This window comes from Acidovorax sp. JMULE5, assembly GCF_013376875.1.
In the GTDB taxonomy this organism is placed as follows: Bacteria; Pseudomonadota; Gammaproteobacteria; order Burkholderiales; family Burkholderiaceae_C; genus Acidovorax; species Acidovorax facilis.
In genome coordinates this window covers 3,704,046-3,725,289 of sequence record NZ_CP035951.1, presented here as the reverse complement: position 1 = coordinate 3,725,289, position 21,244 = coordinate 3,704,046, and the positions used below count along the sequence as shown (strand labels likewise).

16 protein-coding genes are annotated in these 21,244 nt (G+C 66.3%); 8 read left to right on the top strand and 8 right to left on the bottom strand.

The window, feature by feature from the left end:
* Positions 1-27 precede the first annotated feature (27 nt).
* Positions 28-1,911, top strand: a complete 1,884-nt coding sequence (locus EXV95_RS16915) for a hypothetical protein (protein WP_176887725.1) — start codon at positions 28-30, stop codon at positions 1,909-1,911.
* 52 nt (positions 1,912-1,963) lie between these two features.
* On the opposite strand, the gene EXV95_RS16910 is transcribed toward EXV95_RS16915, so the two are convergent.
* The 3 genes from EXV95_RS16910 to EXV95_RS16900 form a co-directional block, all read right to left on the bottom strand.
* Entirely contained in the window at positions 1,964-3,550 is a 1,587-nt protein-coding gene (locus EXV95_RS16910) for an ABC transporter substrate-binding protein (RefSeq protein WP_176887724.1), read from the bottom strand.
* 169 nt (positions 3,551-3,719) lie between these two features.
* Entirely contained in the window at positions 3,720-4,250 is a 531-nt protein-coding gene (locus tag EXV95_RS16905) for a BON domain-containing protein (protein ID WP_176887723.1), read from the bottom strand.
* 34 nt (positions 4,251-4,284) lie between these two features.
* Positions 4,285-4,767 (bottom strand): GNAT family N-acetyltransferase, encoded by a 483-nt coding sequence (locus tag EXV95_RS16900; RefSeq protein WP_176887722.1) that lies wholly within the window; start codon positions 4,765-4,767, stop codon positions 4,285-4,287.
* Between the two features lie 236 nt (positions 4,768-5,003).
* Between EXV95_RS16900 and EXV95_RS16895 the strand changes: the two genes are divergently transcribed.
* From EXV95_RS16895 to EXV95_RS16875, 5 genes are all read left to right on the top strand, one after another.
* Positions 5,004-6,068 (top strand): ligase-associated DNA damage response exonuclease, encoded by a 1,065-nt coding sequence (locus tag EXV95_RS16895; RefSeq protein ID WP_176887721.1) that lies wholly within the window; start codon positions 5,004-5,006, stop codon positions 6,066-6,068.
* Entirely contained in the window at positions 6,065-7,762 is a 1,698-nt protein-coding gene (locus EXV95_RS16890; RefSeq protein WP_176887720.1) for an ATP-dependent DNA ligase, read from the top strand. Before EXV95_RS16895 ends, EXV95_RS16890 begins: the two co-directional genes overlap by 4 nt.
* Positions 7,759-10,482, top strand: coding sequence for a ligase-associated DNA damage response DEXH box helicase (locus EXV95_RS16885; RefSeq protein WP_176887719.1), 2,724 nt, complete (start codon positions 7,759-7,761; stop codon positions 10,480-10,482). The genes EXV95_RS16890 and EXV95_RS16885 overlap by 4 nt, the downstream gene beginning before the upstream one ends.
* Positions 10,483-10,487: 5 nt before the next feature.
* Positions 10,488-11,195, top strand: coding sequence for a ligase-associated DNA damage response endonuclease PdeM (gene pdeM / locus EXV95_RS16880; RefSeq protein WP_176887718.1), 708 nt, complete (start codon positions 10,488-10,490; stop codon positions 11,193-11,195).
* Between the two features lie 241 nt (positions 11,196-11,436).
* Positions 11,437-13,671 (top strand): NADP-dependent isocitrate dehydrogenase, encoded by a 2,235-nt coding sequence (locus EXV95_RS16875; protein WP_176887717.1) that lies wholly within the window; start codon positions 11,437-11,439, stop codon positions 13,669-13,671.
* A 192-nt stretch (positions 13,672-13,863) separates the two neighbouring features.
* Here EXV95_RS16875 and EXV95_RS16870 read toward each other — a convergent pair whose 3' ends face one another.
* Positions 13,864-15,258 carry a hypothetical protein gene (locus tag EXV95_RS16870; RefSeq protein WP_176887716.1) on the bottom strand — a complete coding sequence of 465 codons (1,395 nt, stop codon included), beginning with the start codon at positions 15,256-15,258 and terminating at the stop codon, positions 13,864-13,866.
* A gap of 154 nt (positions 15,259-15,412) precedes the next feature.
* Here EXV95_RS16870 and EXV95_RS16865 point away from each other — a divergent pair, with 154 nt between their 5' ends.
* The gene (locus EXV95_RS16865; RefSeq protein ID WP_176887715.1) at positions 15,413-16,372 is read left to right on the top strand and encodes a LysR family transcriptional regulator; all 960 of its coding nucleotides are present in this window, start codon (positions 15,413-15,415) and stop codon (positions 16,370-16,372) included.
* Positions 16,373-16,443: 71 nt separating this feature from the next.
* Here EXV95_RS16865 and ggt read toward each other — a convergent pair whose 3' ends face one another.
* Positions 16,444-18,321, bottom strand: a complete 1,878-nt coding sequence (ggt, locus tag EXV95_RS16860) for a gamma-glutamyltransferase (protein ID WP_176887714.1) — start codon at positions 18,319-18,321, stop codon at positions 16,444-16,446.
* 234 nt (positions 18,322-18,555) lie between these two features.
* Here ggt and EXV95_RS16855 point away from each other — a divergent pair, with 234 nt between their 5' ends.
* Positions 18,556-19,017: an Lrp/AsnC family transcriptional regulator gene (locus EXV95_RS16855; protein WP_055395804.1), complete on the top strand. Its 462-nt coding sequence runs from the start codon at positions 18,556-18,558 to the stop codon at positions 19,015-19,017.
* Between the two features lie 36 nt (positions 19,018-19,053).
* Here the strand turns inward: EXV95_RS16855 and EXV95_RS16850 are convergent, their stop codons facing one another.
* From EXV95_RS16850 to EXV95_RS16840, 3 genes are all read right to left on the bottom strand, one after another.
* A complete protein-coding gene (locus tag EXV95_RS16850; RefSeq protein ID WP_055395783.1) occupies positions 19,054-19,566 on the bottom strand; it encodes a DUF1993 family protein in 513 nt (170 codons plus the stop codon).
* Between the two features lie 101 nt (positions 19,567-19,667).
* The gene (locus tag EXV95_RS16845; RefSeq protein WP_055395781.1) at positions 19,668-19,907 is read right to left on the bottom strand and encodes a hypothetical protein; all 240 of its coding nucleotides are present in this window, start codon (positions 19,905-19,907) and stop codon (positions 19,668-19,670) included.
* A gap of 62 nt (positions 19,908-19,969) precedes the next feature.
* The gene (locus EXV95_RS16840) at positions 19,970-21,238 is read right to left on the bottom strand and encodes an MFS transporter (protein ID WP_176887713.1); all 1,269 of its coding nucleotides are present in this window, start codon (positions 21,236-21,238) and stop codon (positions 19,970-19,972) included.
* Between the last annotated feature and the right edge of the window lie 6 nt (positions 21,239-21,244).

The window sequence follows — 21,244 nt, the reverse complement described above, 5'->3', positions numbered from 1 at the left end:
TCGACCGACGCCCGGCTGCCGGTGTCAATGACTGGACACGCCTTCGACAGCAAGGGAAACCTCTGGTTTGTCGGCTGGCACTCCTCCGAACAGAGGGTCGGAAGGGTTTCTGCCGAAAGCGCGCTGTCGTACTTCGCCCTCAGCCCACTGCAGGGTTACATATCTGGGGTGGTCGATGCACAGGACCGTTATCTGATCGCCCATACCGTGCGCAACACCACAGGCGTCCTGGTTTCGCTGTTCAGCAACGAAGGACTGGTCACCTTGGCAGGCCAGTCGAATGAAGGCCCGCTGCAGGACGGCAAAGGCCCTACGGCCCGGATCCGCAGCTTTGAAAGCCCGCTGCTGGCCAGCGACGGCTTGGTGTATTTTCTAGACCGCCCGACCAATGCCGCGGGTTATACGCTGCGCACCGTGAGTCAAGATGGCACCGTGACCTCGGTGCTGCCAGTGCCCAACAACAGCCGCCTGGTGGCCTCCGCCACAGGGTCGGTGCGCCGATTCACCGACGAAGTACAGAACAGCCGTGTGGAGTGGGCTGAGCTGACGCTGTCCCCCTTGGGCGGATATTCCTGGACTGTTCTGTCGCACAGTTGGCAAGGGGTGGGGCATCCCGAGCCATTCGCCCCCGTCAAAGGTGCGGTGGACACGTATTGGGCTTTCGACTCCGCCTCCAACACCCTGGCCCACTACGCGTTGGACGGAACGCGCTCAGACATCTGGTCAATGCCGGGGTGGGTAAGTACAGCCGTCTCCAACCCTACCAATGGAAACTTGATAGTGAGCGGCTCAGCCGAGCCAGAGGGCGCGCAAACCACCGAGAGCCCTGGCGTGCTCTTCGTGCTGGACCGCGTGAAAGGGGCCAATGCGGTAGCCCGACCCTGGGTCGGACTGTCCGAGCAACGCGGGTATGTCGATGGCACAGGGGGCGCAGCCCGCTTTGACTTTGTAAGAGGTGCGTACGCCACCTCCGATGCATCGGGCCCCATTTATGTGGCTACGCTGGCGGAAATCCCATTGCAAGGCACTCCGCCAAACCGGACCACGCCCACGCCTCTGCGGGTTATTACGCCTGCAGGCCAGGTGACGTCCCTGTCGAGCACGTTCTCGTCCAGCTACCAACAGCTTGCCAGCGCGTACGGTTACCTGATCACCCACAACCCGGCCAACAACACGCTGCTGCGCGCCTCCAAGAGCGCGGGCAACTCGGCCTGGGAAAGCTGGGTGACAAGCCCGCTTTTTGGGGGTGTCTCAGGGTTGAAGGTTCTGCGGACCGACTCCACGGGCCTGCTGTGGTTTGCCACCCGCACATTGCCGTTCGTGCTGGATTCGCGGCCCTACGGATCCGGCACCTCATTGATCGGCACTGTCAGCGCCAGCGGACAGGTGAAGCTGGTCGTTGGCGACCCGCAGCTCATCCACACGGCGGCCAGCTACCCGCCGCTGGACCAGCGCCCTTGGTACATGGATGTGACAGACATCGCGTTCGAGGGGGGTAGTTCGCCCGTTTCGTGGGTGCTGTGCAACCGGCCCGTGCTGTCGGAGGACCGCACGCGCCTCGTCAGCTCTGTGCCGGAGCTGGTACGGCTCGAAGGCAACAACCGGCAGTCGTTCGCCCTCCCCTCAGTCAACGTACAGAGCTTCATCTCCGGGCACTACCAACAACTGTGCACCCTGCCCAGCCGCCCCGGCGAGGTCTTTCTGTCCAGCGCATGCGGCGTCTACCGCTTTACCGTGGCCAAAGGCCTGGAATTGCTGGCAGGGCAAAACCAGCCCACACCGGTCGGCGTGCGCCTGGGTGCGCTGCCCGCCAATCTGAACCTGGTGAAGTTCATCAGCCCCGGCCCGGATGCCAACAGCCTGTACGTGGGCAGTGAAAACAGCGTGCTTCGGCTGAATCTGCCAGCGTAAGAGCGCCGCGAAAGGCCGTCCGTCAACGGACGGCCTTTCGCCCCCCTGCCCGTCAGTTCACCTTGATCAAACGCCAGTCAATCCGGTTGTCCGGCCGCTGTACCAGCTCCACGTTTTTCTTCATGGCCCAGGCCAGCATCTGGTTGTGCAGGGGGATGTGTGCCACGGTGTCGTTCTGCAGCTGCAGGCCTTCGGTGAGCAGGCGGTTGCGCACAGGCAGGTCGGTTTCGGTCTTCACGCGGTCCACGATGTAGTCCATGCGTTCGTTGCTGTAGCGGCCCAGGTTGTAGTTGCCGTCACCGCCCGTGGTCTTGGTGCGGACGAGGGACTGCAGGGTGTACAGCGCATCGAAGGTGGGCACGCCCCAGCTGAGCAAGGCAATGCTGGCCTCGTGCCGCTGGGCCATGGGGTAGTAGGTGACTGCTGGCAGCGTGCGCAGCTTGGCTTTGACGCCGATGCGCGACCACATGGACGTGATGGCCTGGCACAGCTCCTCGTCCTGGATGATGGCGTTGTTGCTGCAGGCAAAGTCCACCTCGAAGCCGTCTTTGTAGCCTGCCTCGGCCAGCAAGGCCTTCGCGGCATTGGCGTCAAAGGGCAGGCGCTTGTCCACGGCTTCCGTCCAGCCATTGACCAGCGGCGACACGATGGCCCCGGTGGGCTTGGACATGCCGCGCATGGTCACGCGCTGCAGGGTGGCACTGTCAATGGCCTGGTAGAGCGCCTTGCGAACACGCAGGTCTTTGAGCGGGTTCTTGCCCTTGATGTTGCTGCCCACCAGCTCTTCGCGGAACTGGTCCATGGCGAGGTACACGGTGCGGTTCTCCACAATCTCCATGACCTTGAGGGCGGGGTTGGCCTTGATGCGGGCCAGGTCCTGGATGCTGGTGTCGCGCACCATGTCCACTTCGCCCGACAGCAGTGCGGCGATGCGCGTGGCTTCGGACTTGATGGGGGTGTAGGTGATCTCCGTGACGTTGCCTTCGGCCTTGCCTGCATTCCACCAGTGGGGGTTGGCCGTGAACACGATCTTCTGGTCGGGCACCCATTCCTTGAGCACGAAGGGCCCTGTGCCCATGGCATTGCGGTGCGAATAGGTTTCGTCCTTGGCCTTGATGTCCTTGGGCTCGACCGAGTTGTTCTTCTCGGCCCAGGCCTTGCTCATCACGCGCAGCTCGGTGAGCTGGTTCAGGATCACCGGGTTGGGGTTCTTCAGGAAGATGTCAATGGTCTCGCCGTCTACCTTGGCGATGCGGTCCATGCCCTGGGTGTAGATGGAGTACGTGGAGGTCTTGCTCATCGCGCGCTGCAACGAATAAACCACGTCATCGGCCGTCATGGCCGAGCCGTCGCTGAACTTCACCCCCTGTCGCAGCTTCACGCGCAGCTGCGTGGGGCTGACCTGCTGCCACGAGGTGGCCAGCAGCGGCTCGACCTTGAGCGTGCGGCTGTTGAACATCACCAGCGACTCATACACAGCCGCATGGATGCCATTGCCCAGGGCGCTGTTTTGCGAATGGATGTCCATGGTCTGGATGTCGCTGGAGCCTGCCCACTTGAACGGTTTTGCCGACGCGGTGGGAGCAACGGTTGCCAGGGCCAGGGTAGCGGCCGCAAGCAGGGAACGCTTGAATTGCATGGCGAAATTTCCTTGATGAAATAGGAGAAACGGCAATATGCAGCAGGAAACAGGCCAGCCCAAGCCCCCACGCGCCATGTGTGGCACCGGCGATGCAAGCCTCGTGTCGGGACCGATTGCGCGCCGGGTGCGGCTGGGATAAAAGGGCCGTGGCAGGCCGGTGCACCGGCTACGGCACTGACCGCACCGGGTAGCGCACGCCATCGCGCTCAACGCCCACCTGCAGCAGGTTGATCACCCCCATCACGTCGTCCACCAGCCACACGGCTTTCTCCAGCGCCTCGGCCTGCGCCTGCGACTGCACACAACCCATCAGTGTCACCAGCCGCCGCTCGCCCAACACCCACACGCTGGTGTCGTCAAAACGGCCATCCTGCTGGATGTAGCGCTGCACGCGCGGGATGATCTCGGCGTCGTACAGGTACGAGTTGGGCAGGCGGCAGCGCCCCACGCGGTGGCAGCTGCCGCCGTGTTGCGATCGCACATGCGCCAGCTCGCGCACCTCGGCCTCGGTGTAGAGCGGGCCTTCGGGCTCGGGACATTGCGGGATAGCGCTCGTGACCTGTACGAAAGGGTCATTGAAGGCGTTGGTGCGCGGGGCGGAGTTGCCAGCCACCTGGGCAGTGGTCAGGAATGGGGCCATGGCGACGGCCACCAACAACGCCATGACGAACCGGCGGAACACACAAACACGGCGCATGAATCGTTCCTTCCTGAAGATGGTCACAGCGCGGCTACAGCACGATCTGGTACCGCGCAAACTCTCTGCTGCCTTTGCGCACACAGTCGTTCAGGGTAAAACCAAAGCCCTCATACAGCCTTCGCAGCGGTTGCCGGTCGGCCACGCAGTCCAGCCGCAGATAGCGCAGGCCCAGGCTGCCTGCGTGCTGGCACCCAAATGCCAGCAGTGCCGTAGATACCCCCTGCCCCGCCCAAGCACGCCGCACGGCCAGCTTGTGCAAGAACGCGGAGGTGCCCGGTTCAGCGTCCGGCCAGAAGACTGGGTCTTCGCGCTGGAAGCGCACCACCCCCACTACCGCTTCGCTCGCTTTGGCGACCACATACAACCCGCCATCCACATCACGCTGCACGCTGTCATCTGTGAAATCAGACACGAGCCAGAGCGGAATTTTTTGATCGACCAACCACTGCGCGGCCTCGCGCAACACGGCAGCAATGGCAACGGCGTCTGACGGGCGGGCGATTTCTGTGCGCATACAAAAGCGGTGTTGGCCTGCAGACAGGGAGAAGCTGCACAAGATGATGGGACGAGGCGTTGACAGCGCTGACGGAATGAATCACGCCCAGCGCGATTGCTCACATATTTATAGCTGTTAGCGCTCATCATATAAGCGCTAGCAGCCATTTTTATTCAAATTTTAGTCATGAAGCGTCGTCACGCAATCCCCAGCCCGCGCCCCGGCTTTGGCCCGCCCCCTACGATGTCCCGACCATGCCCGCAAGCGACCTGATCGTCCACCGCCCCGAAGGCCTGTATTGCCCGCCGGGCAATTTCTACATCGACCCCTGGCGGCCGGTGGAGCGGGCCGTGATCACGCACGCCCATTCAGACCACGCGCGCATGGGCTCGGAGCACTACCTGGCGCACCGGGACAGCGAAGGCACGCTGCGCAACCGGCTGGGCGCGGGCATTGATCTGCAGACGCTGGGCTATGGCGAGGTCATCGACCACCACGGCGTGCGGGTGTCGCTGCACCCCGCGGGCCATGTATTGGGCTCGGCCCAGGTGCGCGTCGAACACGGCGGCCAGGTGTGGGTGGCGTCGGGCGACTACAAGCTCGAAGACGACGGCACCTGCCAGCCATTCGAGCCGGTGCGCTGCCACACCTTCATCACCGAGTCGACCTTCGGCCTGCCCATCTACCGCTGGCCTTCGCAGCCGGTGCTGTTTGCCGACATCAATGCCTGGTGGGCTGCGAATGCCGCAGCGGGCAAGGCCAGCATCCTCTACGCGTACGCCTTCGGCAAGGCGCAGCGGCTGCTGCACGGGGTTGACCCGAATATCGGTCCCATCGTCGTGCATGGCGCGGTAGACCCGCTCAACGCCGTGTACCGCGCGGCGGGCGTGGCGCTGCCGCCCACGCTGCGCGTGACGGACCCGGGGGTCACCAAGGCCGAGCTGAGCCGCGCGCTGGTGCTGGCCCCGCCCTCGGCCGCAGGCACGCCGTGGCTCAAGCGGTTTGGCGAACACTCCGACGCCTTTGCCAGCGGCTGGATGCTGGTGCGCGGCGCGCGCCGACGCCGGGGGGTGGACCGGGGCTTTGTGATGAGCGACCACGCCGACTGGCCCAGCTTGCAGAAAGCCATTGGCGCCACGGGCGCGGAGCGCGTCATCGTGACGCACGGCAGCACGGCGGTGATGGTGCGCTGGCTGTGCGAACAGGGGCTGGACGCCCAGGTGTTTGCCACTGAATACGGCGCCGATGACAACGAGGACGACGCAGCGGCGGCTGCGCCCCCACCGCAGACCGACGCACCCGAGACCGCTGCACCATGAAGGCCTTTGCCCAGTTGTTCCAGGCGCTCGACGCCACCACCGCGCAGTCGGCCAAACTCGCGGCGCTGGTGGCTTACCTGCGCGTGGTGCCGCCTGCCGATGCGGCCTGGGCCACCTACTTTCTCGCAGGCGGCAAACCGCGCCAGATGGTGCCCACCAAGCGCCTGAAGGCGCTAGCGCAAGAGGCTGCGGGCCTGCCCGAGTGGCTGTTCGAGGAAAGCTACCAGGCCGTGGGCGACCTGGCCGAAACCCTGGCCCTGCTGCTGCCCCCGCCCGCCCAGCCCACCGAGCTGACACTGGCCGAATGGATGGCCCAGCTGCTGCCCCTGCGCGCCCTGCCGCCCGATGAAGCGGATACCCGTCTGCGCACGCAATGGAACATGCTGGCGCCCGAGCAGCGCTTTGTGTACTTCAAGCTCATCACCGGCAACTTTCGCGTCGGGGTGTCGCGCCTGCAGGTCACGCAGGCGCTTGCCACCGTGAGCGCGCTGGACCCCAAGCGCATCGCCCACCGGCTGATGGGCTACACCCAGATCGGCCGACAGCCGCAGGCCAGCGACTACCAGGCGCTGATCGCGCCGGTGGACGACGATGCAAGTACGCAGGATGCTGCCGATGCGGGCCAGCCCTACCCCTTCTTCCTGGCCCACCCGTTCAGCCAGCCCGTGGCTGAGATGCCCGCACTGCTGGGCGCGCCCGAAGACTGGCTGGTGGAATGGAAGTGGGACGGCATCCGCGCGCAGATCGTGCGCCGGGGGGGCGCGGTGTGGGTGTGGTCGCGCGGGGAGGAGCTGGTGACCGACCGCTTCCCCGAACTGGCCGAGGCTGCGATGGCGCAGCTCCCTGACGGCACAGTGGTCGATGGCGAGATCCTGGTGTGGCTGCCCGATGAGCCCCAGCCCCGCCCGTTTTCCGACCTGCAAAAGCGCCTGGGCCGCAAGACGCTGACCCCCAAGCTGCTGCGCGAGCTGCCTGCGGTGCTGGTGGCCTACGACCTGCTCGAACACGCCGGGCAGGACCTGCGCCAAGAGCCGCAGCAGGCCCGCCGTACGCTGCTGGAGGCCACGCTGCAACAGCGTGATGACACCACCATCGCACCCGCACCGCACCAGGCCCTGCGCCTGAGCACGCTGCTGCACGGCACCGATTGGCAAGACCTGGCGCGCCAGCGCGAGGCCGCGCGCAGCATGGGCACCGAGGGCTTCATGCTCAAGCACCGCAGCGCGCAGTACGGCGTGGGCCGCACCAAGGATGTGGGCGTGTGGTGGAAGTGGAAGATCGACCCCATGAGCGTGGACGCGGTGCTCATCTACGCCCAGCGCGGCCACGGCCGCCGCGCCAGCCTCTACACCGACTACACCTTTGCCGTGTGGACCGGGCCGCAGGACGACCCGGACCGGCAACTGGTGCCTTTTGCCAAGGCCTATTCGGGCCTGACGGATGCCGAGATTGCGCAGGTGGATGCCATCATCCGCAAGACCACGCGCGAGAGCTTCGGGCCCGTGCGCAGCGTGGACGCGACGCTGGTGTTTGAGCTGGGCTTCGAAGGCATTGCGCGCAGCCCGCGCCACAAGAGCGGCATTGCGGTGCGCTTTCCGCGCATGCTGCGCTGGCGGCAAGACAAACCCGTGGCCGAGGCCGATACTTTGCAAACGCTGATGGCACTGCTGCCGGGGCAGGACGCGGCCGCATGAGCACGACACGCCGCCCGCGCAAGGCCCCGCCCACAACCGCACCGAGTGCCGCAGCCACCTGGATGGCGGCGCGCGGCTGGCAGCCCTTCGGCTTCCAGCAAGACGTGTGGCGCGCGATGGGCGAGGGCCGCTCGGGCCTGCTGCATGCCACCACGGGTGCGGGCAAGACCTATGCGGTGTGGCTGGGTGCGCTGCTGCATCTGGCGTGGGCCGATGCTGCACAAGCGCCCGAAGAAGCCCCCAAAGTCCCCAGCGCCCGCACCGCCCTGCGCACGCGCCGCGCTGCGGCACCACCCCTCACCGTGCTGTGGATCACGCCCATGCGCGCACTCGCTGCCGATTCGCTGCGCGCCCTGCAGACACCGCTGCCCGAACTGGCCCCCACCTGGACCAGCGGCCTGCGCACCGGCGACACCGCCAGCGGCGAACGCGCCGCGCAAGACCGCCGTCTGCCCACGCTGCTGGTGACCACGCCCGAAAGCGTGTCGCTGCTGCTGGCCCGCGCCGATGCGCGTGAGCGCCTGGCCAGCGTGCGCCTGGTGGTGGTGGACGAATGGCACGAACTGGTGGGCAACAAGCGCGGCGTGCAGGTGCAGCTGGCGCTGGCGCGCCTGTCGGGCTGGAACCCGGCGCTGCAGGTGTGGGGCATGTCGGCCACGCTGGGCAACCTGGAGGAGGCCATGCACACCTTGCTGCCCGAATCTGTGTCCAGCGCGCCACAGCCACCGCCCGCCGTGCTGGTGCAGGGTCGCATCGACAAACGGCTGGAGGTGCAGGTGATGCTGCCCGCGCGGGCCGACCGCTTTGCGTGGGCGGGCCACATGGGGCTTAGCCTGCTGCCGCAGGTGGTGCAGTCGATCGAAGCGGCGGCGTCCACCTTGGTGTTCACCAACACCCGATCGCAGGCGGAGCGCTGGTACCAGTCGCTGCTGGAGGCGCGGCCTGATTGGGCCGGCACCATCGCGCTGCACCATGGGTCGCTGGGGCACGAGGTGCGCGAATGGGTGGAACAAGGCCTCAAGGCCGGGCAGCTCAAGGCCGTGGTGTGCACCTCCAGCCTGGATCTGGGCGTGGACTTTTTGCCGGTGGAGCAGGTGCTGCAGATCGGCTCGGCCAAGGGCGTGGCGCGGCTGGTGCAGCGTGCGGGCCGCTCGGGCCATGCGCCGGGGCGCAGCTCCAGCATTACGTTGGTGCCGACGCACAGCCTGGAGCTGGTGGAAGCCGCCGCCGCACGCCACGCGCTGGTGCAGGGCCGCATTGAAGACCGGCACACGCCGCGTGCGCCGCTCGATGTGCTGGTGCAGCACCTGGTCACCATCGCGCTGGGCGGCGGCTTTGTGCCCGATGCGCTGTTGGCCGAGGTGCGCCGCGCACCAGCCTACGCTGCTTTGGCTGACAACGACTGGCAGTGGGCGCTGCAGTTCGTGCGCCAGGGCGGCGCGTCGCTGGCCACCTACCCGGACTTTCACCGCGTGGTGCCCGACGACGAAGGTATCTGGCGCATGCCCGATGCCCGCCTGGCGCGCCGCCACCGCAGCAACATCGGCACCATCGTGAGCGATGCCAGCATGCAGGTGCAGTTTGTGAGCGGCGGGCGCCTGGGGTCGGTGGAAGAGAGTTTTATCGCGCGGCTGCGCAAGGGCGATGTGTTCATGTTTGCGGGCCGCCTGCTGGAGCTGGTGCGCACCCAGCAGATGACGGCCTATGTGCGCATCGCCCCCAAGGGCAGTGCTGCGCTGCCGCGCTGGAGCGGCGGGCGCATGCCGCTGTCGAACACGCTGGCCGATGCGATGCTGGAACAGCTGGCGCAGGCGGAGCGCGGCGAGTTCGCCACGCCCGAGATGCGCTGCGCCCGGCCGCTGCTGGAGCTGCAGCAGGCCTGGTCGGCGCTGCCCACACCCAGCCGCCTGGTGGCCGAGACCCTGCACACGCGCGAGGGCTGGCACCTGTACCTGTACCCGCTGGCGGGCCGCCTGGTGCACCTGGGCCTGGCCGGGCTGCTGGGCTGGCGCGCGTCGCAGCAGGTGCCCAACACCTTCTCCATCGCGGTCAACGACTACGGGCTGGAGCTGCTGTCGGCCAAGCCGGTGGACTGGGCCACGCTGCTGCCACGGCTGATTGGCGAAGGCACGCACACCACCATCGGTCGCGGGCTCGAAGATGAAGTGCTGGCCAGCCTGAACGCCACCGAAATGGCGCGCAGGCGCTTTCGCGAGATCGCGCGCATTGCGGGCCTGATCTTCCAGAGCCACCCCGGCGAGCAGCGCAGCAGCCGCCAGCTGCAGGCCTCGTCGTCGCTCTATTACGACGTGTTTGCGCAGTACGACCCCGACAACCTGCTCCTGGCCCAGGCCCGTGCCGAGCTGCTGACGAACGAGCTGGACATGGAGCGACTGGCCCGCACGCTGCGCGGCATGCAGGCACAGACCCTGTCCATCCATGCCCTCACGCGCCCCACCCCGTTTGCCCTGCCGCTGATGGTGGAACGCTTTCGCGAGCGCCTGAGCACCGAGACCCTGGCCGACCGTCTGGCGCGCATGGTGCAGGCGCTGGAGCAGGCGGCCGACGCGACCACGGGCACCCACCTGGCGCAGCACGCGGTGCAGTCCACAGATATGGCGTGGGACCTGCCCGATAGCTCCGGCGCCCGCACACAACGCGCGCGCCGTGCAGCGGGCGGGGACACCCCCCGCCGCACCCGCAGACGCCACGGATTCTGAGCACGATGACCACGCTGGCCACCCCCACGCACACCATCGGTGCGCACGCCATCACCCTGCCCTGCGGCACCGCCCTGCAGCTGCTGCCCCAGCGTGCGCTGTGGTGGCCTGCCGCGCGCATGGTGATGGTGGCGGATGTGCATTTCGGCAAGGCGGCCACCTTCCGCCGCGCGGGCCAGCCCGTGCCGCACGGCACCACGGCCGACAACCTGGCGCGGCTGGATGCAGTGCTCGCTGCCACCGGTGCCGACCATCTGGTGTTTCTGGGCGACTTTCTGCATGCGCGCAGCGGCGCGGCCGATGCGCTGTGGCAGCAGCTGCTGCCCTGGCGCCAATGCCATGCGCATGTGGCGATGACCTTGGTGCGCGGCAACCACGACCAGCACGCGGGCGACCCACCGGCCGCGCTGGCTCTGGCGCTGGTCCACGAGCCCTGGTTGCCCTGTGCCGATGCGCCGGTGCTGGCCTGCCATCACCCGCAGGCGGTGGCAGGACACACGGTGCTCGCCGGGCACCTGCACCCCACGCTGCGGCTGCGCGGCCCGGCGCGGGATGCGCTGCGGGGGCCCTGCTTTGGGTGGGGCGATGGACAGTTGATCCTGCCCGCTTTCGGGGCTTTCACCGGCACGGCGCCCGACACCCTGCCGGTGCACTGGACGCAGTTTGCGGTCCTGCCTGGCCGCGTGGTGGCCGTTCCAGGGGGCCTTTCATAGGGTGTACAAGGGGTGGCGTGCTGCCGCCAACGCGGTCAAACTGCAGAGCGCCGCAGGGTGATTACCACCTATTTGGTAAAAAAAAGTGCCCTGGGCTTATGATAATTTTGCATTGTGAGATTCGATTGCAAAAACAGCGGGCTGTGACAGCCCCGAGCAAGGAGAATCAGAGAGCATCCGCGTTTGGCCCCGCTGCGACGCAGCCGGGGGCACCTACCTACTCTGTTTCGTGAGACAAGCCATGACGACCCAGCAACCGACCATCATCTACACCCTGACCGACGAAGCACCCCGTCTGGCCACGGCCTCCTTCCTGCCCATCGTCCGCACGTTCGCGGCACCCGCAGGCATCAATGTGACGGAGAGCGACATCTCCGTGGCCGCCCGCGTGCTGGGCGAGTTTCCCGAGTTTTTGAAGGAAGACCAGCGCGCTCCCAACACCCTGGCAGAGCTGGGCAAGAAAACACTGCAGCCCGACGCCAACATCATCAAGCTGCCCAACATCAGTGCGTCCGTCTCGCAGCTCAAGGCCGCCATCACCGAGCTGCAGGGCAAGGGTTACGCGCTGCCCGACTACCCCGACCAGCCCAAGGACGACAAGGAAAAAGACATCAAGGCCCGCTACGGCAAGTGCATCGGCTCGGCCGTGAACCCCGTGCTGCGCGAAGGCAACTCCGACCGCCGCGCACCCAAGGCCGTGAAGGAATACGCCCGCAAGAACCCGCACAGCATGGCCGAGTGGAGCCAGGCCTCGCGTTCGCACGTGTCGCACATGCACGCTGGCGACTTCTACCACGGCGAAAAGTCCATGACGCTGGACCGCGCCCGTGACGTGAAGATGGAGCTGATCACCAAGAGCGGCAAGGCCATCATCTTGAAGCCGAAGGTCAGCCTGCTCGACCGCGAAGTGATCGACAGCATGTTCATGAGCAAGAAGGCGCTGCTGGAGTTCTACGAAAAGGAAATCGAAGACGCGCGCAAGACCGGCGTGATGTTCTCGCTGCACGTGAAGGCCACGATGATGAAGGTGTCCCACCCCATCGTGTTCGGCCACTGCGTGAAGATCTTCTACAAGGACGCGTTCGAGAAACACGCCAAGACCTTTGAAGAGCTGGGCGTGAACGTGAACAACGGCATGGTCGATCTGTACACCAAGATCGAGACCCTGCCGCAAAGCCAGCGCGACGAGATCAAGCGCGACCTGCACGCCTGCCACGAGCACCGCCCCGAGCTGGCCATGGTGGATTCGGCCAAGGGCATCACCAACTTCCACTCGCCCAACGACATCATCGTGGACGCCTCCATGCCCGCCATGATCCGCAACGGCGGCAAGATGTGGGACGCCAACGGCCGCTTGAAGGACGTGAAGGCCGTGATGCCCGAATCGACCTTCGCCCGCATCTACCAGGAGATCATCAACTTCTGCAAGTGGCACGGCGCGTTCGACCCCAAGACCATGGGCACCGTGCCCAACGTGGGCCTGATGGCCCAGCAGGCCGAGGAATACGGCAGCCACGACAAGACCTTCGAGATCGCTGAAGACGGCGTGGCCAACATCACCGACCTGGCCACGGGCGAAGTGCTGCTGAGCCAGAACGTGGAAGCTGGCGACATCTGGCGCATGTGCCAGGTCAAGGACGCCGCGATCCGCGACTGGGTGAAGCTGGCCGTCAACCGCGCCCGCAACTCCGGCATGCCCGTGGTGTTCTGGCTCGACTCGTACCGCCCGCACGAAAAGGAACTCATCACCAAGGTGAAGATGTACCTGCACGAGCACAACACCGTGGGCCTGGACATCCAGATCATGAGCCAGGTGCGTGCGATGCGCTACACGCTGGAGCGCGTGATCCGTGGCCTGGACACCATCAGCGCCACCGGCAACATCCTGCGCGACTACCTCACCGACCTGTTCCCCATCATGGAACTGGGCACCTCAGCCAAGATGCTGTCCATCGTGCCGCTGATGGCCGGTGGCGGCATGTACGAAACGGGCGCGGGCGGCTCGGCCCCCAAGCATGTGCAGCAGCTGGTGGAAGAAAACCACCTGCGCTGGGATTCGCTGGGTGAGTTCCTGGCGCTGGCCGTGTCGCTGGAAGACCTGGGCCTGAAGACCGGCAACGGCAAGGCCAAGGTGCTGGCCCAGACGCTGGACGCTGCCACGGGCAAGCTGCTGGACAACAACAAGAACCCCAGCCCCAAGACCGGCCAGCTGGACAACCGTGGCAGCCAGTTCTACCTGGCGCTGTACTGGGCGCAGGAACTGGCCGCACAGACCGAAGACGCCGAGCTGGCCGCCAAGTTTGCGCCCCTGGCCAAGCAGTTGACCGACAACGAGCAGACCATCGTGGCCGAGCTGGCTGCGGTGCAGGGCGCACCTGCCGACATCGGCGGCTACTACCTGCCCGACGTGGCCAAGCTGGACGCCGTGATGCGCCCCAGCGCCACGCTGAACAAGGCGCTTGCCTCCGTCAAGTAAGCAGAGGCGGCGGGGCGGCCCCGGCCGGGGCGGCACCCGGTGCGAGAAGACAGGTGCTCTGACTGTGATTTTTTGGTGAAATTGGCACCTGGCGCTTATCTAGCAGGCGCAATAAGCTATAATTTTTATAGCAAATTGACACAAGGCCCCGCTGTTCCAGTGGGGCCTTTGTTTTTTGCGCTGGCGGCTGGTTTACGGCCGCTCGCGCTCAGCCACCCGGCTGGCCAGCGGCGCAGGCACATAGCCGGGCAGGAAGGCGCAGCCCTTGCCAAATGGGGTCTCCATGCCTGCGCACTGCCGCGCAATGCCCTCGGGCGTGGGCTTGTCGCCGGTGTCCACCCAGCGCAGCAGCGCCGCCAAAAGCGTGGGGTAGGTCGGGTCGCTCAGGTAGCTGTGGGTGTTGTGCTGGGTGAAGGTCTGCACCAGGCGCGCCGCGCTGCCGCCCTGCGCCATGGTGGCCTTGAAGGCTGCATCCAGCTCGACGAAGGCGGTGGGGTCGTCCACGCCTTTCACGGTGAGCACAGGCACGGGAATGCGGCCGGTCAGGTCCGTGTCCTGCGCGAAGCGGGCCACGGCCGCAGGGTCGGCGCGGTAGCGCAGCACGGCCGCGTTCAGGGCGGCATCGTCGGGCGAGCCCCGGTACAACACCCCCTGGTTGCCAAACGGACTCGCGCCGCCCGTACGGTGCTGCACCACGTCGCGGAAGTGGAAGGTGGCCCAGTTCATGTGGCCCTGGATGGAGCTGGCCGGGATGCGGATCACATCCACGATGGTTTTGACTTTTCGCTGCTGCTCGGGCGTGCGCTCGGCCACCGGCTTGTTCAGCGCCAGGCATTCGTTCACGCGTGCGGCCAGGTCCGCCTGGGTCATCGCCGCATCGGCAGGCAGGCCGATGTTCAGCGGATACTGCACCTCGGTGGGCCGGGGGTGGTTGTTGCACAGGTACTGGTAGACCACGCGCAGGTCGGTGCGGAAGTCGTAGGACCGCGTGCCGCCTGCCAGCACGCCGCTGGTGAGCAGCACGGCGTCATAGGGGCGCTTGCCATTGGCGGTGGTCTGGAACATCTCGGCCCCCTTGGCTGCCACGCTGGCGCCCCAGGACTGGCCGTGCAGCACCGTGCGCTGCGGCTGCGCTATGTGCTGCACAAAGATCTGCCGCAGGCGCTCGGTATCCTCGGCCGCTGCGCGCACCTCCACGCCGCCCTGGCGGAAGGTGCTGCCCGCCCAGGCGTAACCCGCACGGACCATGATGGACCAGCGCGTGAGGTCTTCGACCGACCGCTCCATCCTGGGCGCACCCAGCGCCGGGCCCCCGTGGGCATGCAGCACGAGGTGGCCGTTCCATTGCTGCGGCATGGCGATCAGGTAATGCGCACCCGCCGAATCCTGGCCCGACAGGCAGCGGGCGATGGGTGCCAGATCCTTGGGGCAGGCTGCAGCCACGGGGGCGGCCTCGGCCTTGGCAGAGACCGCGCTGGCCGCTGGTGCACTGCTGGGTGCCATGGGCGCACAGGCGGCCACCGCAAGGCACGCCAGGCCCAGCAGGGCCAGGCGGGGCAGAGGCAAATGGGGTTGCGGGGCAGTCATGGTGGATATGTCTCCTTGAGGATTCTTATGGGCCGTTTCAAACCGGATGCCGCTGCATCGTAGAAACCGGCTTTCAATACGTCAAATAGGCAAAAATGCCCTAGACGATACGATTTGCATATGAACATCCTGCCATCTGCACCCGACCTCTGACATGGACATCCGCCAGTTGCGCTACTTTCTCGCGGTGGCCGAAGCCGGGCACATGACCCGCGCGGCAGAGCTGCTGGGCATGGCCCAGCCACCGCTCAGCCAGCAGATCAAGGCCCTGGAAAACACGGTGGGCATGGTGCTGTTCAAGCGCCATGCGAAGGGCGTCACGCTGACCGAGGCGGGGCAGATGCTGCAGGCCGATGCCGCCCGCCTGGTGCACGACTTCGACGCGCTGCAAAGCCGCATGCAGTTGCTGGCCGAAGGCAAGACCGGCCGGCTCGTGATTGCCTTCACCAGCTCAGCCGCCGCCCATGAATTCACCCCGTTCGCCTTGCGGGAGTGCCGCGCCCGCCACCCCGGCCTGGTGCTGGAGATTGGCGAGAACAACGCCGCCGAGATCACCGAGGCCGTGGCCGATGGCCGCCTGCACTGCGGCCTGCTGCGCGTACCCGTGGCGCGGCCTGCGGGCCTGGTGTTCGATACGCTGCAGCACGAGCCCGCCATGGTGGCCCTGCCCATCGACCACCCGCTGGCACAACGCCAGCAGCGCGGCAAGCCGCTGCCCATCCAGATTGCCGACCTGGAGGGCGAGCCCATGATCCTGGTGCGCCGCCCGGGCGCGCCCGGCCTGTATGCCAACCTGCTGGCGCTGTGTGCCGAGCAGGGCGTGCGCCCCCGCGTGGTGGCCGAGGTGGCGCGCATGCTAACCAACCTCAACCTGGTGGCTGCGGGCACGGGCATTTCCGTGGTGCCTTCATCGATGCTGGGCGTGCACCGCCACGCCATTGCCTACCGGCCGTTGGTGGATGGCGGGCGGCTGGATGTGCCCCTGACGCTGGTCTATCGCGCCGAGGACAACGTGGGCCCGACAGCGACCTTCACCCGCTTGCTCCAGACGCTGGCGGGCGAAAAGCACCCGGCGGCCACCACGGAGCACCCACAAAAAAAGGCTGCCCGGTAGTCCACCCGGCAGCCTTCATCAGTATCAGCGCAGCCCCTGCTCTGGAGCCGCCACCGATCACATTGCGCAGCTCAGTTGTTGCCCAGCGCAATCCCCTCACGGCGGGGATCGGCGCCGCCGGCATAGGTGCCCGCACCTGGGTTGCGCGACAGCAGGCCCGCATTGCCGTTGGACCGCACACCGTTGAACACCGCTCCATGCAGGCCGCTGGTGAAGGAGTCGGTCTGCGCCACGGTGTGGCCACGTGCCTTGAGTCCGTCGCGGATGGCAGCGGTGTCGATGAGCGAGCCCTTTTCGATGGACGTGGTGGCGTTGGTCTGCGCACCGAAGTTCGGCAGGTTGATGGCCTGCTGGACGTTCAGGCCCCAGTCCGTCATGCCCAGGATGGTCTTGGCGGTGTACTGGATGATGGCACTGCCTCCTGGCGAGCCGACCACACCTTCGAGGTCGCCCGTGGTGGCGTTGAAGATGATGGTGGGTGCCATGGAACTGCGGGGGCGCTTACCAGCCTGCACGCTGTTGGCAATGGGGTTGCCTGCCGCGTCGGTGGCCGTGAACGAGAAGTCGGTGAGCTGGTTGTTCAGCAAGAAGCCGCGCACCATCTGCAGGCTGCCGAAGCCGTTCTCGATGGTGGTCGTCATGGACACGGCGTTGCCTGCGTTGTCGATGATGGACATGTGCGTGGTCGATGGCAGGGCCAGTGAGCTGTCCTTGCCCGTGGCGCCCGTGACACCAGGCGGGATGCCGGCCACCGGCACGCCCATGCTCTTTTGCAGGCTGATGAGCTTGGCGCGCTCCTTGAGGTAGTCGGCATTGATCAGCCCGGCCTGGGGCACGTTGACGAAGTCAGGGTCGGCCACATACAGCGCGCGGTCGGCATAGGCCAGGCGGTAGGCCTCGGACACCACGTGCACGGAGTCGAGCGTGTTGGGCTTCATGGCCGCCAGGTCAAAGCCCTGCAGCAGGCCCAGCGTCTGCAGCACCGCGATGCCGCCCGAGCTGGGCGCGGGCATGCCACACACGCGGTACTGCACGCGGTAGACGCCGCACACGGGCTCGCGCACCTTGTGGGTGTAATCACTCAGGTCATCGAGCGCGAGCTTGCCGGGGTTGGTGGGATGGCTGACCACCTTGGCCACGATGTCCTTGGCGATGTCCCCCTTGTAGAACGCATCGGCACCGCCCGCTGCAATGGCCCGGAGGGTGGCTGCAAATTCAGGGTTCTTGAGCAGTGTGCCCGCCGCCTTGGCGGTGCCGTCGGCGTTGAGGAAATAGCTGGAACCGGGCTCACCCTGGGCCTTGATGCGCGCGGCCGACCCGGCAATGGACACGCTCATGCGCGGCGAGATCGCAAAGCCGTCTTCGCTGAGCTTGATGGCAGGCTCGAACAGGTCCTTCCAGGGCAGCTTGCCGTGGGCCTTGTGCGCGGCTTCGAGCATGCGCAGCACGCCCGGCGTGCCCACCGACAGGCCGCCGTCCACCGCCGCCAGAAACGCCAGCGGTTTGCCATCGGCGCCGATGAAGAGGTTGGGCGTGGCGGCCTTGGGCGCGGTCTCGCGGCCGTCGTAGGCCAGCAGCTTGTTGGCGCCCTTGTCGTAGTGCAGCATGAAGGCGCCACCGCCAATGCCCGACGACTGCGGCTCCACCAGGTTCAGCACCATCTGCACCGCAATGGCGGCATCTGTGGCCGTGCCGCCCTTGGCCAGGATGTCGACACCTGCCTTTACCGCCAGCGGGTTGGCCGCCGCCACCATGTCCTTGTTGGCATAGCTGATGGTTTTGGGCGTGTAGCCCGAGGGCGGCTCGGGCGGCACGTACTGCTCGGAGGGCTCAGGCGTGGCCACCGGGGTGGTGGGGCCGTCACTGCCGCCACAGGCGGCCAGCACGGCCAATGCGGCAATGCTCAGCCCCAGGGCGTAGGGGTTGCGTCGAAAAACAGAAAGCGACATGGATGAAATCCTTGAAAAAGGGCGACGGGAGGGGCCAGGAACGGCGTGCCATGGGGAGACGGCGCACCACGCACCGGGTGGATGCACGGTGCGAAATTGCGGGAACTTGACGCAGATTCCGTGCCAACGGTGCCTTGACAGTATGTAACGACAGCCCTGAAAAAACTTTGCTTTTATGCCCTGATTAACGCCCAATAAGGGAAACGATTTCTCACATATCCCTTGAAACAGAATCTGGATTCCATTGACCGCCAGCTGCTGGCGATGCTGCAACACAACGCCGAGACGCCGCTGGCCGAGCTGGCCGAGGCCGTGCACCTGTCCAACACGCCCTGCTGGCGGCGCATTCAGTGGTTGCGCGAGAAGGGGTACATCACCCGCCATGTCGCCCTGGTGGACCCGCGCAAGGTGAATGTGGGTGTGACGGTGTTCGTGGCCGTGAAGACCAACCAGCACCACCAGCAATGGTTTGACACCCTGCGGGATGCCGTGATGGGCATCCCCGAGATCGTCGAGTTCTACCGCATGAGCGGGGATGTGGACTACCTGTTGCGCGTGGTGGTGCCCGACATCCGCGCCTACGATTCGGTCTACAAGCGGCTCACGCAGGCCGTGGCGCTGTCAGACGTGAGTTCGAGCTTTGCGATGGAAGAAATCAAGTTCACCACGGCATTGCCGCTGAACTACGCGCAGTAGCGGCCACCGAGGTGACCGTCTGCGCACAGGCACTGATCAGTACTTGCCCATGTAGTCGCGTTTGCCCAACTCCACGCCGTTGTGCCGCGCAATGGCATAGGTCGCGTTCACGTGGAAGAAGAACTGCGGCAGACCGTAGTGCAGCAGGTAGTGCTCGCCGACGAACTGTTTTTCGCGCGGCGTGCCGGGCTGGATGGTGATCTGGCGCGTGGCGGCATCGGCAAACGCAGCCTCTGGCAGGCCTTCGACAAACGTGAGCACGGTGTCGATGCGTTCATTCAGATCGGCGAAACCGGGGCGCTCGGCGTCGGGGAAGGACGGCACCTCCACCCCGGCCAAGCGTGCGGCCACGCCCTTGGCAAAGTCGCAGGCAATCAGCACCTGGCGCGCCATGGGGAACATGTCGGGGAACAGCCGGGCCTGCAGCAGTGCATCCGGCTCGATCTTGCGCGCCGTGGCATGGGCCTCGGTCTTGGCCAGCACGTCTTTCAGGGAGCCCAGCATCTGGCGAAAGACGGGGATGCTGGCGTTGTAGATGGGGTGGGTCATGGGGTGTCCTGGAAATGGTGTGAGGCAGCAGCAGGGGCCACTTGTTGCCCCATCGCCGGGCCGCATTGCAACACACCCCACCCCGGCTTGCAGCTGAAAGGTCAAGCAGGCCGCGACTGGGCCAGTGCAATGGCCGCCTGGATCGCTGCGCGGGCCTGGGGGCTGTTCTTCCAGCAGGTGGAGCCCACCATGGCCGAGGCCGTGGAAACAATGTCCAGAGCATTGGCCTTGCCCAGATGCGCCAGGGATTCAAAGCCCATCTGTTCAAGCCGGGCGACGACGGTCGGCCCCACGCCCTTCACGTTGAGCAAGGCGCGGCGTTCTTCGAGGGGAAATGGCATGGTCTGAGTATGCAGGAGACAGGCCAACCCGGTGAGCGTGCCCGTCAAACGTCCGGCGTCCTTCAGACCGCCGTCGCCAGGGGCCTGGCAGCCCGTGCCGCAACCCCCACCCCCACCAGCGCCGCCGACACCACACTCAGCGCCAGCGTGAAGGCCGAGCCGTAGAAGATGCCCGAGGTCATGCCATGGTCCAGCATGGCGCCAAACACGGGGGCGGCGAGGCAAAAGCCCAGGTCCAGACCCGAATACACGGTACCGTACACGCGGCCCGTGGCGCCCGGGGGCGCAGCGCGCTTGATCAGCATGTCGCGCGAAGGGCCGGCCAGGCCTGTGCCAAGGCCAGCCACCGAAGCCACCACCACGGCTGCCATGGCGGGCAGGAGCCCCAGACCCACCACCACCAGCAGCGCAGACGAGCCGAGCAGGCACACCGAGATGATCTTCTCCAGCCGCTGCACACGCCCCACCAGGAAGCCGCCGATCAACATGCCCACCGCGCCGCACAGCATGTAGCCCGTGACCACCATGGCCGTGATGCTCAGCGGCAGGCCATACATGGACTGCAGCGCCGGGCTGGCAAAGCTCTGGATGGCGCTCAGGGCGCAGGTGCTCCAGAAGAAGAACGAGAAACACAGCCACACCGAGGGCAGCTTGAGGAAGGCCATGGGGTGCTCGGACTTGGCAGCCCCCGCCCCGCCCTTGGCCTGGTGCGCCCAGGCACCCTGGCGGTCGTCCAGCGCATCGCGGTTCCAGACCATGATGGCCAGCACCACCAGGGCGAACAGGCCCCCGCACAGGCAGGCCGTGCGCCACGAGCCCGTGGCCGTGGCAATGCCCGCCATGAACACCGGCGCCGTGGCCCAGCCCAGGTTGCCGCTGATGCCGTGCACCGAAAAGCCATGCCCCAGGCGCTGGGGCGACACGCGCTTGTTCAAGATCGTGAAGTCCACCGGGTGGAAGGGCGCATTGCCCAGCCCGGCCAGCGCCGCCGCCAGCAGCAGGCCGGTGTAGCCCTGTGCCGTGCCCGCGGCCAGGCCCGCCGCCGCAAAACTGGACAGCGCAAAGAACATCACCGGCCGCGCGCCCACACGGTCCACCAGAAAGCCCGAAAGCGCCTGGCCCACACCCGAGATCACAAAAAACACCGACACCAGCAGGCCGAGCTCGGAATAGCTGAAGCCAAACTCGCCGATCAGCCACGGGAACAGCGGCGGCAGCAGCATGTGGAAGAAATGCGAGCTGCCATGGGCCAGGCCAACGAGGCCGATGGTGCGGGCGTCCTGCCGCAAGGGCACGGGGTTGGCGGTGGCGCCAGAGGATGAAGCGGTCATGGGCTT

Coding starts and splice junctions, on each gene's coding strand:
- EXV95_RS16845 (WP_055395781.1), bottom strand. CDS start 19,907: ATGCCATTTCCCCTCGAAGAACGCCGCGCCTTGCTCAACGTGAAGGGC.
- EXV95_RS16910 (WP_176887724.1), bottom strand. CDS start 3,550: ATGCAATTCAAGCGTTCCCTGCTTGCGGCCGCTACCCTGGCCCTGGCA.
- ggt (WP_176887714.1), bottom strand. CDS start 18,321: ATGTCGCTTTCTGTTTTTCGACGCAACCCCTACGCCCTGGGGCTGAGC.
- EXV95_RS16850 (WP_055395783.1), bottom strand. CDS start 19,566: ATGACCCACCCCATCTACAACGCCAGCATCCCCGTCTTTCGCCAGATG.
- EXV95_RS16840 (WP_176887713.1), bottom strand. CDS start 21,238: ATGACCGCTTCATCCTCTGGCGCCACCGCCAACCCCGTGCCCTTGCGG.
- EXV95_RS16895 (WP_176887721.1), top strand. CDS start 5,004: ATGCCCGCAAGCGACCTGATCGTCCACCGCCCCGAAGGCCTGTATTGC.
- EXV95_RS16905 (WP_176887723.1), bottom strand. CDS start 4,250: ATGCGCCGTGTTTGTGTGTTCCGCCGGTTCGTCATGGCGTTGTTGGTG.
- EXV95_RS16915 (WP_176887725.1), top strand. CDS start 28: ATGACTGGACACGCCTTCGACAGCAAGGGAAACCTCTGGTTTGTCGGC.
- pdeM (WP_176887718.1), top strand. CDS start 10,488: ATGACCACGCTGGCCACCCCCACGCACACCATCGGTGCGCACGCCATC.
- EXV95_RS16900 (WP_176887722.1), bottom strand. CDS start 4,767: ATGCGCACAGAAATCGCCCGCCCGTCAGACGCCGTTGCCATTGCTGCC.
- EXV95_RS16890 (WP_176887720.1), top strand. CDS start 6,065: ATGAAGGCCTTTGCCCAGTTGTTCCAGGCGCTCGACGCCACCACCGCG.
- EXV95_RS16870 (WP_176887716.1), bottom strand. CDS start 15,258: ATGACTGCCCCGCAACCCCATTTGCCTCTGCCCCGCCTGGCCCTGCTG.
- EXV95_RS16885 (WP_176887719.1), top strand. CDS start 7,759: ATGAGCACGACACGCCGCCCGCGCAAGGCCCCGCCCACAACCGCACCG.
- EXV95_RS16875 (WP_176887717.1), top strand. CDS start 11,437: ATGACGACCCAGCAACCGACCATCATCTACACCCTGACCGACGAAGCA.
- EXV95_RS16865 (WP_176887715.1), top strand. CDS start 15,413: ATGGACATCCGCCAGTTGCGCTACTTTCTCGCGGTGGCCGAAGCCGGG.